A 12,806-nucleotide genomic window follows, 5' to 3' on the forward strand; every position below is an offset into this window, starting at 1 on the left:
AAAACCCATTGTTTTTCTACTTATGATTGGGGTTTTTATCCATATACAGGAAAAATAAAAGAAGTTGTCTCCAAAAGTTCGTTTTTAACGACCTTTTGGGACAACCTCTTTACTCTTTTATCACAATTATAAACTCTTCCGTTAACACTTTTAGACAAACCATTTGTACAGAACATCAATATAAAATTATTACTGTCTGTAAATAGTAGCTTCACCATATCTTTTTTACTACAATGATGACTTTTCTGTATGAATATTCTATAATCTTTATATATGACTATTAAAAAATAAAGGATAGGTGATTCACTATTATACAAGCCACGCAACTAACTTACCCACAAAAACATCCTATGTCACTCTCACAATTTCTATTTTCACTCGTTTTTGCGATTTGGGGAACAGGATTTCTAGCCGACCTCTTTATAGGTCTTCCTACCGTTATTTATACAGAAGGTTTAACCGATCCAAAACAAATTGCTTTAACAAAATCACTTACTACTTTTGGGAAGAATTTATTTGTATTGTGCATTTTATTAATTTTAATTTATGCATATAAGCCATTAAAAAATTTAATTGTCCCAACACTAAACTTTACAGCATTAAAAAAAGTAAGCACATACATCTATATCATTCTTTTTTATGGACTACATATCATTAATGACATATTTATAATTAATAATATTTTTCCTGATGCGGTAAAAGAGCAGTCATCTGCTTTAGATCTAGAAATGTTAAAACAATACAAACTATTATTACTAATAGGTGGCGCTATACTTGTACCTATTTTTGAAGAACTTATAGTCCGCGGTATTATTCTTCACTTCCTACAACAGCGTTTCCCATTTTGGATTGCAGCGCTTGGGTCTAGCTTCCTCTTCGGAATAGCTCATATATACTCAACTGGTGTGATGTTTAGTATGTTCATCATGGGTCTATTTATGGCTATTTTATGTAAAAAAACAAAATCCATTATTCCAGCTATATTACTTCATATTATGAATAATATGTTAGCCTTTTTAGGATAAAGAGAGGTATCATCACGATACCTCTCTTTACTCTTTTATAACAACTTCAAACTCTTCTTCCACATAATGCTTCATAAAGATTTCTTTATCTTTCTTCTTTAAATGATTTAATATATGTTCCATATCATTACTAATTTCTCTTTTAGTAGTATCGGTATGTACCGCTATTTCATCTATTTGATCTATTCCTTTTTCATTTACTGTCTTCGTATATTTTCTCGCATAATCGATAGATCTATATTTTGTAATAGCTGCAATCCAATTTTTTAGCGTATTTTTCTCTTCATCATACTTTTCAATATGATTCCAAATTGCCAATAACACATCATCCATACATTCCTCTTGCACATCTCCAAACGAAGCTACATGCTTCTGAATAATACTTTTTATTAGTCCGCTGTACTGCTCGATAATAAAATATAATGCTTTTTTGTCCCTTTTCCTTAGCTGATTCACAACATTTTCTTCTGTAATTTTCATACATCTCCTCCTCTCTCATGCTCTACATCTATTAATTCGTATCGGTACTACTCATTTCTATCAATTTATACATATTTATTAATAATATCCAAAATAAACCTCATGTAGTAAAATATAACTGATTACACAGAAGGAGATTATATATGTTGAGCTTACTTTGGATTGTTTATATGCCACTTCTTGTTTTATGCGGATTTTTCGGTGGTATTTTTTTAATTGTTACTAGCGTGAAACACCGTAAATTATTTGTCGGTTTAATGGGACTACTTAGCTTTTCCTTTGTCACACTACCTTTTGTTTTTTGGGGCATGGGAGTGGAGAGCAATACAATCATCCCTATTTCCACTACTTTATATTGGATACTGTTTTCTTTAACTGGATTATTAGCAGGGTTAAGTGGATTACAAGCCAAAATTAAAAGTATACGTAATATGGGATTCATTATTTTTACCGCTGGAATATTAGGGGTTATTTTCTGGGTGCTCATGTCTGTAGGTGATTCATTCTATATATAACATTTTTTGAAACCCAAAAATCGGAGGTAATACAGAAGTGTTCGGAATATTAACTTGGATGATTTTAGCTCTTACTTTCATGTTATGCGAATTCATCGTCGGCATTTTTTTAATTATTGCTGGCATGAAACATCGGAAATCACTTACCACTATAGCTGGTTTCATTAGCATATTACTTATCGTTGTTCCTATCTTTTGTATAGGTTCTGGAATAGATTTAGAAGGGATGATTCCAATTTCGGGAACTTTATATTGGTGCTTCTTCTCTTTAGCTGGACTATTAGCTATTATAAGCGGCAGACACATATCGAGTATTCGTTCTATGGGGACGATTTTGTTTATAGCAGGGCTTTGCTCCGTAGCTGGTTATCAGCTTTTATATGTAACTGCATAAAGAACACAAAAAAAGCAGGGAATTTAATTCCCTGCTTTTCTATTTGGTTTATTGCCTGATGGTAAGAAGAACGATAATACCCAAGCAATACCTGCAAGTATCGTTGCAATTAAGAAGGCATCGTTAATACCGTTAATTGCAGATAGCTTTGAAATTTGTCCATATAATAATTGCGTGCTCATCGCATCTCCTGCTTGCGCTGATCCAGCTAAGGCCGCTAAGCTTTGCCCCATGCCGTGTACTTTATCAACTAAAATTGGATTTGAAGTTGTTAACATGTTGCCGTAATCTGCTACGTGAGCAGTCGTTTGTTGCGTCATAAGTGTAATTAAAATCGCTGTTCCGATTGAACCCGCTACTTGTCTTGACGTATTTTGCGTTGCTGTACCGTGAGAAATTAATTTCATCGGCAGCGCGTTCATACCAGCCGTCATAATTGGCATCATAATGAATGACATACCAATCGAACGTATAATATAATCCATCATAATAACGCTATATGGTGTATCCATAGATAACGTTGTGAACTCATATGTCGCAAATGTTGTAATGGCTAATCCAACAATTGCTAACGGACGAATACCATACTTATCAAATAGTTTACCTGCAATAGGTCCCATGATCCCCATAATTAATGATCCTGGAAGTAATAATAAACCTGATTCTATCGGTGTGAAACCGCGAATGTTTTGCAGATATACTGGAAGTAATAACATCCCCCCGAATAATGCCATCGTAACGATTGCGTTAATTACTAAAGTAAAAGTAAATACTGGGTATTTAAACACTTGTAAATCAAGCATTTTATTATCCGTTGTTAACTCTCTCCAAATAAATAACGCTAAACCAATTACACCGATAATAAGTGAAATAACAACTTCTGCACTAGTCCAACTATTATTTCCAGCTTCACTAAATCCGTACAATAAGCTTCCTAGTCCAATACTTGAACTAACCACACCGAATATATCTAATTTCGTTTTAGACACTGGCTGAGCTAGTGTAAAGAATTTTAAAGATAGGAACGTAATAATTAAACCGATAATAAACATCGCATAGAACATTAAGTTCCAGCTGTAATTTTCAATTACCCAACCTGTTACAGTTGGTCCGATAGCTGGTGCTAAAATCATTGCTACGCCTAGTAATCCCATCGCTGCTCCGCGCTTATGAGGCGGGAATAGTGTCATGAAGATATTCATACCAACCGGCATTAAAATACCCGCACCAACCGCTTGAATAACACGGCCCGTCATCATCATCGTAAAGTTTCCTGAAGTAGCACAAATGATAGATCCTACCGTAAAGAATAACATTGCTGCTACGAATAATTTACGATACGTAAATCGTGAAACTAAAAAGGCACTAATCGGTACTAAAATACCATTTACAAGCATGAAACCTGTAATTAACCATTGTGCTGTTGAAGTTGATACGTTAAATTCATTCATTAACGGAGGTAATGCAACGTTAATGATTGTTTGGTTTAAAATAGAAACGAACATGCCGAGAATTAATACAGCTACAACTGCTTTTACGTTCACATTCTCTACAGGCGTAGACATTTGTTTTTTCGGCACTTCTTTTTCTTCTTTTACTTCTTCTTGCTTTCCTGTTTCTAACTCAACTACATTAGAAATTTCCGGTTCTTGCTTTCGTTCAATTTCTTTCTCTTCTGTTTCAACTTTACTTACTTCTATTTTACTTACGGCTGGGACTTGTTCTTCTCCCATTTTCGTTTTTTTCTTTCGTAAAAGACGATTTACAAGGAAGAAGACGATTATACAAAATAGTGCATATCCTGCAATTACAATTGAGGACATCTCATCTCCCCCTTACTTATGAATACGAACTGTCACATTCATGCCAGGAACAATATTTACTGATTTGCTATGATCTAAAGAAATTTTAACTGGTACTACTTGTGTTACTTTCGTATAGTTCGCTGTTGCGTTGCTTGATGGTAACATAGAGAATGTGTTCGCTGTTGTTAATCCAACTTGCTCTACTTTTCCTGATAACGTTGTATCTGGGTATGCATCTACATACACATCTACGTCTTGACCTTTTTGTACATCGTCAACATCTGTTTCTTCAATGTTTGCCGTTACCCATAAATTGTTCATATCAAATGCATAAGCGATCGGGCTACCTGCTCCAACGAAAGCATTTGTCGTCGCGTTTGATTGTACAACCGTTGCATTTTGTGGAATTGTTACATCTACTGTTTGTTCTCCATTTGCTGCCGCTACAGTAACAGCACCTAATTTATCGTTCTCATTGTAGTTCTTACCTACTTCAGCTTTCCAGTCAGTTAATTTACCTGCTACTGGTGATGCAATCGGAATTACCTTTCCATCAATTTTTGCATTGTCTGTTTTTAAGTAATTTTCCGCTTGATTGTAATAGTAATAACCGCCAATACCGCCGCCAACTAGTACAATTAATGTGATAATGTTGATAATCACCATTCTTCGAAACTGATTCATTGCATTCCTCTCCTTATATCGCATATAATTTTTTTCTAAACTATTTACGTCCTTATTGTTTAGACTATTTAATTGTTAATTATATTAACTTTTAAACAAAAAAATCACACCATCTGCGGTGTAAATCGAAATTTATCTACCTGCGAGCGGTGCTGATTTCTGAAGGACTATCGTTTATAATTATAAATAATTATTTTAAATCTACAACCGACAATTTACGTATGAAATGTCGCTTAAACAACAATATAATACCAATATGTTGCTTAAGTATAGAAAATTAAACGAGGGGAAATAAAAATGTCTATTAAAAATACAAATGATCCACGTGTAAAACGGACGAGACAACTCATACAGGATGCTTTTGTCGCTTTAGTAGGCGAAAAAGGGTTTGAAAATGTAACTGTTCAACATATTGCAGAACGTGCTCCTGTAAATCGTGCTACGTTTTATAGCCATTACCACGATAAATATGACTTATTGGACAAAAGCATTGAAGAAATGTTAGAGAAGCTAACAGAAGTCATTAAACCGAAAAATAGAAATAAAGAAGATTTTCAACTTGCATTTGATTCACCACATCCAAGTTTTTTGGCCTTGTTCGAACATATTGCAGAAAATGCGAACTTCTATAACGTCATGCTTGGTGATAAAGCTGCCGGAAACTATACGTATAAGATGATGAAAGCAATTCAAACACATTTAACATTAAGCCTCTCTATTTCACAACCTAACGATGAAAAACTAATGGTTCCGCGTGATATTCTCATTAGTTATGTTACTGGTGCCCACCTCGGGATGATTATGTCATGGCTAAAAAGAGGGATGATATATACCCCGCATTTTATGGCCATGCAATTAACTCGCTTAATCATTTTAGGTGCTCATACTGCAGCGGGATTAGAACGACCTTTTTAAAATATAAAAAAGCGAAGGAGAGGCTCCTTCGCTTTTTCTATTAATTAAATGTAATGTTATGTACAGCCTCTTTATCAAGATGTTTAATAACTTCTACAATTAACTTCACTGCATTTTCATAGTCATCACGGTGTAACATTGCCGCATGAGAATGAATGTAGCGCGTCGCAATCGTAATTGCCATAGACGGAATACCATTTACAGCAATATGAATTGCACCTGCATCCGTTCCACCGCCCGCTACTGAATCATATTGGTATGGAATTTGTAATTCATCAGCAACATCAACTACAAAGTCACGTAAACCTGTATGACCAATAACAGAAGCATCATATAAAATGATCTGTGGTCCATCACCCATTTTACTTTGTGCTTCTTTTGACGTTACCCCCGGTGTGTCACCAGCAATACCAACATCTACTGCGAATGCGATATCTGGTTTAATATAGTTTGCAGATGTTTTCGCACCACGAAGACCGACTTCTTCTTGTACAGTCCCTACGCCATATACAACGTTTGGATGCTTTTCATCTTTTAATTGTTTTAATACGTCAATTGCAATTGCACAACCAATTCGGTTATCCCATGCTTTTGCAAGTAACATTTTTTCATTCTTCATCACTTGGAATTCAAAGTAAGGTACAACTTGATCTCCTGGTCGTACGCCCCACTCCATTGCTTCTTCTTGGCTAGAAGCACCAATATCAATGAACATGTCTTTAATTTCAACTGGCTTTTTACGCGCTTCTGGAGGTAAGATATGCGGTGGTTTTGAACCGATAACACCTGTTACATCTCCTTTACGCGTTACAATTGTTACGCGCTGTGCAAGCATAACTTGTGACCACCAGCCACCAACCGTTTGGAAACGAAGGAAACCTTTGTCATCGATTTGTGTAATCATAAATCCAACTTCATCTAAATGACCTGCAACCATAATTTTCGGGCCGTTTTCTTCCCCTACTTTTTTCGCAACTAAACTTCCTAAATTATCAGTAGAAAGTTCGTCCGCAAACGGCTCAATATATTTCTTCATTACTTCGCGTGGTTCACGCTCGTTACCCGCAATACCACGTGCATCTGTTAATTCTTTTAGCATTGTCAATGTCTCGTCTAATTTTGTCATTGCCAACACCCTCCTTTTTCTTCAGTCACTTCATTATACAAAAGGAAATTGAAATATTCAAAAATTAACTTAGTATCCTTGTGTTTGACGCTGATGATTTACTTCGTTTTTATCTAAATATGCCTTTTCAATCTCTTCTTGTTCAAACTCAAGTGCTTGTCCAAGTCGAAGGTAGCTTGTAAATAATTCAATATAGTTCGTAATAGATGGTTGATCTGTAAAACGAATCACCTTCGCATATGTGTCTAAGAAAATTTCTACTTGTGTTTTATTCGTCTGTGCACACTTATAGAATAAGAAGTTTTTATCAATACCTAAATCAATTCCGATTGATAAAATAAAATGTAAACCATCTACGTATTCTTCTAGTATGACTTCACGTTCTGATGCTGGTTTGTTGCTCCAATATTTAAAACAACGTGTTTCATTTGCAAGTTCTCCAATTTCTACAAGAAGAGCTAACATTTTCTCTTTTAACAATTTTTTCGGTTGTAAGTCATGTTCTTTCGCAATACGGTCATCTAATTCTTTTTGTAATTTAAATAGTTGTAGTAAGTCCACTCTATTGTCCTCCTCCAACATCGCATTTTACGCAACAATGTTGTTTCATCTCAAAGTTCATTATTATTTTTCGTTTCTTATTAATAAGTCAGCCATTTACCTCTTTACAAAATAGCTTGTCCTTAATTTACAAATACGTTTCAATCATCACGATTAGATTGCTTACTCCAATTGGTGATAGTTAATAATTATCCAGGAATTGCCCACTAATAAAAATATTATTTTATCTGATGAAAGTTCCATATCATCTTTCCATTATAGCAGTGTCGTTTCAGGTAGGAAAGATACTCTTCTTTCCAGAGGATGATAATTAAAAGAAGCCAGGAGGATTCTCCTGACTTCATATGCATATTCTTCTATATTGCTATAACTTTTATATTGATTTTGTCATATCGATAACGACACACTTCTCTTTGCATACAAATAAAAAAACCTTAGAAGAAAAATCTTCTAAGGTTTCAACTAATTAATTAGTTAATGTTGTTTTTTGCAACTGTTGCTAATTCAGCGAAAGCTTTTTCGTCATGAACAGCTAAGTCAGCAAGCATCTTGCGGTTAACTTCGATGCCAGCATTTTTAAGACCGTGCATTAAGCGGCTGTAAGAAAGACCATTCATACGAGCTGCTGCATTGATACGTGTAATCCATAATTTACGGAAGTCACGTTTCTTTTGACGGCGGTCACGGAATGCATACATTAGAGATTTCATAACCTGTTGGTTAGCAACCTTGAATAATGTATTTTTTGAACCGTAGTAACCTTTTGCTAATTTAATTACTTTTTTACGACGTTGACGAGTAACTGTACCACCTTTTACTCTTGGCATAATATTACCTCCTAATTGTTCTATATATCAGCCGAACTTATTTTAAGTTGTCAAGCATTTGACGAATGCGTTTGAAGTCACCAGCGCTTACTACACCAGCTTTACGTAGTTTACGTTTAGCTTTTGTAGATTTGTTAGCGAATAAATGGCTTGTGTAAGCGTGAGAACGTTTCAGTTTACCTGATCCAGTCTTTTTGAAACGCTTTGCAGCGCCGCGATGAGTTTTTTGTTTAGGCATAGGTATTTCCTCCTCTATCTATTACTTATCGTTTTTCGGTGCTAAAACTAAGAACATACTGCGTCCTTCCATTTTAGGCTTAGATTCGATTGTACTAACTTCAGCACAAGCTTCTGAGAAGCGATCTAAAACACGTTGACCGATTTCTTTATGAGTAATGGCACGTCCTTTAAAGCGAATTGACGCTTTAACCTTGTCGCCTTTCTCTAAAAACTTGATAGCATTACGAAGTTTTGTGTTAAAGTCGTGTTCATCAATTGTTGGACTTAAACGAACTTCTTTCATGCTAATTACTTTTTGATTTTTGCGCTGTTCTTTTTCTTTCTTCTGTTGCTCAAAGCGGAATTTACCGTAGTCCATAATGCGGCATACTGGCGGTTTCGCATTTGGAGCAACTAATACTAAATCAAGATTAAGATTTGCAGCTAAGTCTAAAGCGTCATTACGAGACTTGATTCCAAGTTGATCGCCATTTGCACCAACTAAACGTACTTCACGTGCACGAATTTGCTCGTTAATCATCATATCCTTGCTAATAGTAAGCCACCTCCAAGGTTTTCTCAGAACATAGTTTGTAGTCATAGAACCCGACAAAAAAAGTGCGGGCATACGACACCCACACTTGTAAAATCTTAAGTAAGAAATACATTTACCTGTAAACTGCGAATGCGTCCATCAGGTGAGAAGCGGGTGCTTCTACTTGTTCCACAAAACAATATTCTATTATCCTTGATGAGTTTATCATAGGACATGACGTCTGTCAAGAAGACGCGATGTGTTTTACTAACAACAAGAAATATTGTAACAAACAACTAACATACTTGCAATACTTTTTTACGATAAGTGTTACATGGTTTTTTTTTCTAATTTCCCTTACTCATATTACATAGAAAAGCCGCGGTATACCGCGGCTTTTTCTTATCGTTTTCCTTCTACTTTAATCATATCAACAAAAGCATCTAATGCGATTGTTTCTGATTTTTGTTCACCGTATTTACGTACGTTTACGCCGTTTTCAGTTACTTCATTGTCACCTACTACAAGCATGTACGGAATTTTTTGCATTTGTGCTTCACGGATTTTGTAACCAATTTTCTCTTCACGAGTATCTAATTCAACACGGATACCAGCACGGCGTAATTCGTCTTGTACTTTCTTCGCATAGTCTAAATGTACTTGCGGAGAAACTGGAATTACTTGTACTTGAACTGGAGCTAACCAAGTTGGGAATGCACCTTTGTATTCTTCAATTAAGAAGGCTACGAAACGTTCCATAGTAGATACAACACCACGGTGAATTACAACTGGACGATGTTGTTTACCGTCTTCACCGACGTAAGATAGTTCAAAGCGTTCTGGAAGTAAGAAGTCTAATTGTACAGTTGAAAGTGTTTCGTCTTTTCCAAGAGCAGTACGAACTTGAACGTCAAGTTTTGGACCGTAGAATGCCGCTTCACCTTCAGCTTCATAGTAATCAAGACCCATTTCATCCATAGCTTCTTTTAACATACCTTGTGCCTTTTCCCACATCTCATCATCAGCATAGTACTTTTTAGTATCTGCTGGGTCGCGATAAGATAGACGGAATGAGTAGTTCTCTAAACCGAAATCTTTGTACACTTCTAGAGTTAAGTTTACAACACGTTTTAATTCTTCTTTAATTTGATCTGGGCGTACGAAAATGTGCGCATCGTTTAAAGTCATTCCGCGTACACGTTGTAATCCAGATAACGCACCTGACATTTCATAGCGGTGCATTGTTCCAAGTTCCGCAATACGGATTGGTAATTCACGGTAGCTGTGAATATCGTTTTTATAAACCATCATGTGGTGAGGACAGTTCATTGGACGAAGAACTAACTCTTCATTATCCATTTCCATTGATGGGAACATGCCATCACGGTAGTGGTTCCAGTGACCAGAAGTTTCATAAAGCTCTCTGCTTCCTAGTACTGGAGTGTATACGTGATCATAGCCTAAGCTTGCTTCTTTATCAACGATGTAACGCTCGATAATGCGGCGGATTGTTGCACCCTTTGGTAACCAAAGTGGTAAACCTTGTCCTACTTTTTGGCTATTAGTAAATAGTTTTAATTCTTTACCTAATTTACGGTGATCGCGCTCTTTCGCTTCTTCAAGCATACGTAAATGCTCATCTAATTCTGCTTTCTTAACGAATGCAGTACCGTAAATACGTTGTAGCATTTTATTATTGCTATCGCCGCGCCAGTAAGCACCCGCAACGCTTAATAATTTAAATACTTTAATTTTCCCTGTAGATGGAAGGTGAACACCACGGCAAAGGTCGAAGAATTCGCCTTGCTCATAGATTGAAATAACTGCATCTTCTGGAAGATCGTTAATTAAATCTAATTTTAACTCATCGCCGATTTCTTCAAAACGGCGAATTGCTTCTGCACGTGGTACTTCATGACGAACGATTTCTAAGTTCTCGTTCACAATTTTTTGCATTTCTTTTTCGATTTTCTTGAAGTCTTCAACTGTAATTGCTTCTTCCATATCAATATCGTAGTAGAAGCCATTTTCAATTACTGGACCAATACCAAGCTCAACCTTAACATCTTTATATAAACGTTTTAACGCTTGTGCTAAAAGGTGAGCTGTTGAGTGGCGTAAAATATATAAGCCATCTTCAGAATCTAATGTAATGATAGAAACTGCACCATCTTCTTCGATTGGTGTAACAAGATCAATCATCTCATCATTTAATTTTCCAGCCACAGCTTTTTTCTTTAAGCCTGGGCTAATAGAAGCTGCGATTTCTTCAGTTGTTACGCCTTTTGGAAACTCCTTCACAGCTCCATCAGGGAAAGTAATTTTAACTACATCTGCCATCACTGGTCACTCCTCTTTTTCTCAAAATAAAAAACACTCATCCCGTAAAAAGGGACGAGTGTTGAATTCGTGGTTCCACCCTTGTTCCAATTAACATAATTGTTAATTGCTCAAGTTCAACATAACGGTGTTGTCCGTTAGCAATTACTAGAAGAATCGTTCACTGCTAAAGTTTAGAGGTGGTAAGTAATAATCCCGTACTAGGAAGCTCACACCCTAAGGCTTCCCTCTCTGAAAATCGTAGAAAACTACTCATGTCCTCATCATGACATTTCAATATATTTCATTTATGTAGGTAATTATATGCTCAAAAACTTAGAAAATCAAGGGCGTTACCTTTATTTTTTAAATTTTTCACATTGCGCTCAAACTCATGTAATCCATGTAATTGTACCCGTTCTTGAAATACATTTCGCAAAGTAATAATCATATTATGGTCTTGTTCTTTCGTATATAAATAAATTTTTTTCGGCGAAATAGAGAGAAGTGGTGCAATTACTTTCGTATCAATATATACATCCTTTTGTTTTAATAAGTCTTCATCTATATATTGAACCAATTTCTCTTGTTTTAAACGTCTACCTTTATCATCATAGAAAATAAAACTTTCATCAAAAATAAGATGTACACATGACAAACGTGATTTCCGGCTACGAACTTGTTGCCGAAGCGTTTCAATAAACATTTGATATTCTTGTTCCAACTTATACTCATCAATCGCCACTTCAGCAAGCTTAGCTACCATTTCCCTATATGTACGAAGACGAAAACGAACATATGATGAAAACGAGAATGAAAGTGGATCACAAAGCCAGTTATTTAAAGAGGATTTAATATATGATTCAAATGTGTGACGTGTTAATTCACGAGCAATTCCTTTTCTTCTTCCTTTTAAAATCTCTTGTGCCATATGCAATATTTGATGGCACTCTTCCTCTTCTTCATAAAAAAACTTCTCTTTTAATATTGTATATATCCACTCATTTTGTTTCACATTCACAATGAAATATACCATTACTGGCAATAAAATCTTTTCAATATAATTTGATTCACATACTGGTATGTGAATCACCACTTTTTGTTCCTGTAAATACACACTCGTTTCCTTATATAACAGTTCCGCTCTTTTCAGTAGTTGTCTATATACGTGCATAGCATCATTTTTTTCTTCGAAGCAAATTTCAATCACTTTTGTCCCCCCTTTTATCCCTGCTCTAAAGGACTGTATCTATACGTTACAAATCCTATAAGAGTCCGTCCCGCGTGAAAGTTCACTCTTAGTAGAATTACCTTTCCTATCGTTAGAAAATCCACTCGATATGGCTTGCTAATTTTATATATATTAAGGGAGGGAGAAAAAAATGATACAGGCTACTAGGA

The 12,806-nt window shown here is 35.6% G+C and carries 13 protein-coding genes, 1 pseudogene and 2 other annotated features; of the genes and pseudogenes, 4 read left to right on the forward strand and 10 right to left on the reverse strand.

The genetic code is table 11. The annotated features are described in order from the left end of the window. Window positions 1-350 precede the first annotated feature (350 nt). Complete coding sequence (locus tag ACTFSI_RS24080; protein WP_000059262.1) at window positions 351-1,025, forward strand: CPBP family intramembrane glutamic endopeptidase; 675 nt, start codon at window positions 351-353, stop codon at window positions 1,023-1,025. Window positions 1,026-1,076: 51 nt separating this feature from the next. Here the strand turns inward: ACTFSI_RS24080 and ACTFSI_RS24085 are convergent. Next, window positions 1,077-1,505: pseudogene (locus ACTFSI_RS24085) on the reverse strand (sigma-70 family RNA polymerase sigma factor); the annotation flags it as partial. Window positions 1,506-1,648: 143 nt separating this feature from the next. Between ACTFSI_RS24085 and ACTFSI_RS24090 the strand changes: the two are divergent. Together ACTFSI_RS24090 and ACTFSI_RS24095 are read left to right on the forward strand one after the other, a co-directional pair. Then, window positions 1,649-2,020, forward strand: a complete 372-nt coding sequence (locus ACTFSI_RS24090) for a hypothetical protein (protein ID WP_000950043.1) — start codon at window positions 1,649-1,651, stop codon at window positions 2,018-2,020. Window positions 2,021-2,057: 37 nt separating this feature from the next. Continuing rightward, window positions 2,058-2,414, forward strand: a complete 357-nt coding sequence (locus tag ACTFSI_RS24095) for an ammonia permease (RefSeq protein WP_138321032.1) — start codon at window positions 2,058-2,060, stop codon at window positions 2,412-2,414. Between the two features lie 23 nt (window positions 2,415-2,437). Here the strand turns inward: ACTFSI_RS24095 and ACTFSI_RS24100 are convergent, their stop codons facing one another. Further along, a complete protein-coding gene (locus tag ACTFSI_RS24100; protein ID WP_440045689.1) occupies window positions 2,438-4,237 on the reverse strand; it encodes a DHA2 family efflux MFS transporter permease subunit in 1,800 nt (599 codons plus the stop codon). Between the two features lie 12 nt (window positions 4,238-4,249). After that, window positions 4,250-4,903, reverse strand: coding sequence for an HlyD family secretion protein (locus ACTFSI_RS24105; RefSeq protein ID WP_001071403.1), 654 nt, complete (start codon window positions 4,901-4,903; stop codon window positions 4,250-4,252). A gap of 297 nt (window positions 4,904-5,200) precedes the next feature. On the opposite strand from ACTFSI_RS24105, the gene ACTFSI_RS24110 reads away from it, so the two are divergent. Next, window positions 5,201-5,818, forward strand: coding sequence for a TetR/AcrR family transcriptional regulator (locus ACTFSI_RS24110; RefSeq protein ID WP_000023667.1), 618 nt, complete (start codon window positions 5,201-5,203; stop codon window positions 5,816-5,818). Between the two features lie 40 nt (window positions 5,819-5,858). Here ACTFSI_RS24110 and ACTFSI_RS24115 read toward each other — a convergent pair whose 3' ends face one another. The 7 genes from ACTFSI_RS24115 to ytxC all read right to left on the reverse strand — a co-directional run bounded on the left by ACTFSI_RS24115 (window position 5,859) and on the right by ytxC (window position 12,615). Then, entirely contained in the window at window positions 5,859-6,944 is a 1,086-nt protein-coding gene (locus ACTFSI_RS24115; protein ID WP_440045690.1) for a M42 family metallopeptidase, read from the reverse strand. A 69-nt stretch (window positions 6,945-7,013) separates the two neighbouring features. Next, window positions 7,014-7,505 carry a dUTP diphosphatase gene (locus ACTFSI_RS24120; RefSeq protein ID WP_000365050.1) on the reverse strand — a complete coding sequence of 164 codons (492 nt, stop codon included), beginning with the start codon at window positions 7,503-7,505 and terminating at the stop codon, window positions 7,014-7,016. A 470-nt stretch (window positions 7,506-7,975) separates the two neighbouring features. Continuing rightward, a complete protein-coding gene (rplT, locus tag ACTFSI_RS24125) occupies window positions 7,976-8,332 on the reverse strand; it encodes a 50S ribosomal protein L20 (protein ID WP_001138362.1) in 357 nt (118 codons plus the stop codon). 37 nt (window positions 8,333-8,369) lie between these two features. Next, on the reverse strand, window positions 8,370-8,570 hold the full coding sequence (rpmI, locus tag ACTFSI_RS24130; RefSeq protein WP_001125945.1) for a 50S ribosomal protein L35: 201 nt from the start codon (window positions 8,568-8,570) through the stop codon (window positions 8,370-8,372). A gap of 21 nt (window positions 8,571-8,591) precedes the next feature. Continuing rightward, complete coding sequence (gene infC / locus ACTFSI_RS24135) at window positions 8,592-9,095, reverse strand: translation initiation factor IF-3 (protein WP_000973214.1); 504 nt, start codon at window positions 9,093-9,095, stop codon at window positions 8,592-8,594. 62 nt (window positions 9,096-9,157) lie between these two features. Next, window positions 9,158-9,278 (reverse strand) — a sequence feature (ribosomal protein L20 leader region). Between the two features lie 210 nt (window positions 9,279-9,488). After that, window positions 9,489-11,426, reverse strand: a complete 1,938-nt coding sequence (gene thrS, locus ACTFSI_RS24140; RefSeq protein ID WP_000786083.1) for a threonine--tRNA ligase — start codon at window positions 11,424-11,426, stop codon at window positions 9,489-9,491. A gap of 47 nt (window positions 11,427-11,473) precedes the next feature. Further along, window positions 11,474-11,702, reverse strand: a binding site (T-box leader). A gap of 31 nt (window positions 11,703-11,733) precedes the next feature. Further along, on the reverse strand, window positions 11,734-12,615 hold the full coding sequence (gene ytxC, locus ACTFSI_RS24145; RefSeq protein ID WP_000569618.1) for a putative sporulation protein YtxC: 882 nt from the start codon (window positions 12,613-12,615) through the stop codon (window positions 11,734-11,736). Window positions 12,616-12,806: the final 191 nt, after the last annotated feature.

The organism is Bacillus cereus group sp. MYBK101-2, assembly GCF_051918845.1.
GTDB classification, from domain to species: Bacteria; Bacillota; Bacilli; order Bacillales; family Bacillaceae_G; genus Bacillus_A; species Bacillus_A paranthracis.

What these genes read in the sequence shown, in the direction of transcription:
- ACTFSI_RS24080 (WP_000059262.1), top strand. Translation starts at nt 351, where the DNA reads ATGTCACTCTCACAATTTCTATTTTCACTCGTTTTTGCGATTTGGGGA.
- ACTFSI_RS24090 (WP_000950043.1), top strand. Translation starts at nt 1,649, where the DNA reads ATGTTGAGCTTACTTTGGATTGTTTATATGCCACTTCTTGTTTTATGC.
- ACTFSI_RS24100 (WP_440045689.1), bottom strand. Translation starts at nt 4,237, where the DNA reads ATGTCCTCAATTGTAATTGCAGGATATGCACTATTTTGTATAATCGTC.
- ACTFSI_RS24105 (WP_001071403.1), bottom strand. Translation starts at nt 4,903, where the DNA reads ATGAATCAGTTTCGAAGAATGGTGATTATCAACATTATCACATTAATT.
- ACTFSI_RS24110 (WP_000023667.1), top strand. Translation starts at nt 5,201, where the DNA reads ATGTCTATTAAAAATACAAATGATCCACGTGTAAAACGGACGAGACAA.
- ACTFSI_RS24115 (WP_440045690.1), bottom strand. Translation starts at nt 6,944, where the DNA reads ATGACAAAATTAGACGAGACATTGACAATGCTAAAAGAATTAACAGAT.
- rplT (WP_001138362.1), bottom strand. Translation starts at nt 8,332, where the DNA reads ATGCCAAGAGTAAAAGGTGGTACAGTTACTCGTCAACGTCGTAAAAAA.
- rpmI (WP_001125945.1), bottom strand. Translation starts at nt 8,570, where the DNA reads ATGCCTAAACAAAAAACTCATCGCGGCGCTGCAAAGCGTTTCAAAAAG.
- infC (WP_000973214.1), bottom strand. Translation starts at nt 9,095, where the DNA reads ATGATGATTAACGAGCAAATTCGTGCACGTGAAGTACGTTTAGTTGGT.
- thrS (WP_000786083.1), bottom strand. Translation starts at nt 11,426, where the DNA reads ATGGCAGATGTAGTTAAAATTACTTTCCCTGATGGAGCTGTGAAGGAG.